This window comes from bacterium (genome assembly GCA_021108215.1).
In the GTDB taxonomy this organism is placed as follows: Bacteria; Oederibacteriota; JAAXVQ01; order JAAXVQ01; family JAUVAV01; genus JAIORK01.
Genome location: JAIORK010000056.1, coordinates 1 through 1402 on the forward strand (window position 1 = coordinate 1; position 1402 = coordinate 1402).

Annotated in this window: 2 protein-coding genes; one reads left to right on the top strand and one right to left on the bottom strand. The window is 41.4% G+C overall.

Annotated features, from left to right (window positions below; translation table 11 throughout):
- Positions 1-343: 343 nt before the first annotated feature.
- Positions 344-661 carry a hypothetical protein gene (locus tag K8S19_13485; protein MCD4814690.1) on the top strand — a complete coding sequence of 106 codons (318 nt, stop codon included), beginning with the start codon at positions 344-346 and terminating at the stop codon, positions 659-661.
- A gap of 68 nt (positions 662-729) precedes the next feature.
- On the opposite strand, the gene K8S19_13490 is transcribed toward K8S19_13485, so the two are convergent.
- Positions 730-1155 (bottom strand): hypothetical protein, encoded by a 426-nt coding sequence (locus K8S19_13490; GenBank protein ID MCD4814691.1) that lies wholly within the window; start codon positions 1153-1155, stop codon positions 730-732.
- Between the last annotated feature and the right edge of the window lie 247 nt (positions 1156-1402).

A 1402-nucleotide genomic window follows, 5' to 3' on the forward strand; every position in this document is an offset into this window, starting at 1 on the left:
CCTCCACTGCATGACTTAAATATATTGGGGGTTGACATTACCCATAGATAGGGGCGCAATAGCTTGCGCCCCTACAAAATCAATGACGCTTATCCCCGAACTATTTCCCGCACTACCAACACAAGTTAATAAGTTAACTCCAGCACCGATCACACAAATAAATTGATAAAAAGCAAAAAAGTTGTATTATTTAAATCTTGGCCACAGAACACACAAATTTACAGTAGGTTTGATTATTTGAGAGCAAAGGGGGTGCGCGGGCGAATAAAAGTTTGAAAAAAGTATGAAGGATTATTGGTTCAGCGAAGTCGGGAATTTTCAATTTTTTTTTAGGAGAATATTTATGAAAAAATTATTTAGAGGAATAGTTTGTATAGCAATGCTTTCAGGTTTGGCAACAACAGGCTATGCTTACAAAGCTTCGGTAAAATTGCCTTACGAAGGTATTGATGTTTATACATCAGACAGGAAAATAACTAAAAAATATAAGGATATTTGTTTGTTGGAAGAAAACGGCGGAGGATCTTTCCTGAGAGGGATTGACCAGTGTGTGGAAAGAGCCAGGAAATTAGGCGCGGATGCTATAATTATTATTAATCTGGCCGGAAGTGGAATCGGTTTAATGGTTTTGGTTAAAGCGGTTAAGTATATTGAACCCTGACCGTCAAAAGCCTTACTTGAGTCGAGTAGCCCAGGGGAATCTCACCCCTAGGCTACTCGACCCTATCATCACACGCCTCTAGTTCTTCTTTTTACAATTCCGAATACATAAAAACTTCCAATTAATAGACTCACAGCCGAACTCCAGATAATCAACCGATCAATCTGGCCGGGTTTGAAAAGGTAGAAAGGTATAATAACCAAGCCTCGAACAAGATATATTGAAGCGATGGTTATCAATCCTAGTCTTAGCAAAGGCAGCGGCTTAATTAATCCCGCGCCAGAAAAAGCATATAGCCCCCAGATTAGAAACACCAGCACAATCATCAAAGTAAGTAAGCCTGGTATCCATGAACCTTGCTCTGCCATGCGGGCCATTTGCTCCCCGGCTCCAAAAAGCCTATACCATTCAGGACCTTTGGCAATGATAACAATATGTAGAACAGCGATTAGGATGCTTGCTATACCACCCATTAGCAAACATAATTTTTCCATGCGTGTCATGCAATCCTTCCTCACATTGTAGAGCCGTTGTGTTGGGGGACGGAGTCAATTTGTCAATTTAAGACACCTGCCCTATCCATAACCGCATTACCGGACTACTGGAGTTCCCCATTGATTTTCTAAAGTCCTTAAATCAAATACATCCCCTACTATAGGTACGTATAATAATTCCTCCTGTAGAGCAAGGCACTGGCGCGCTTGCGATTTCCACGCCACGTTTCCAGCACCTTCTCGTCAA

Coding starts and splice junctions, on each gene's coding strand:
- K8S19_13485 (MCD4814690.1), top strand. CDS start 344: ATGAAAAAATTATTTAGAGGAATAGTTTGTATAGCAATGCTTTCAGGT.
- K8S19_13490 (MCD4814691.1), bottom strand. CDS start 1,155: ATGGAAAAATTATGTTTGCTAATGGGTGGTATAGCAAGCATCCTAATC.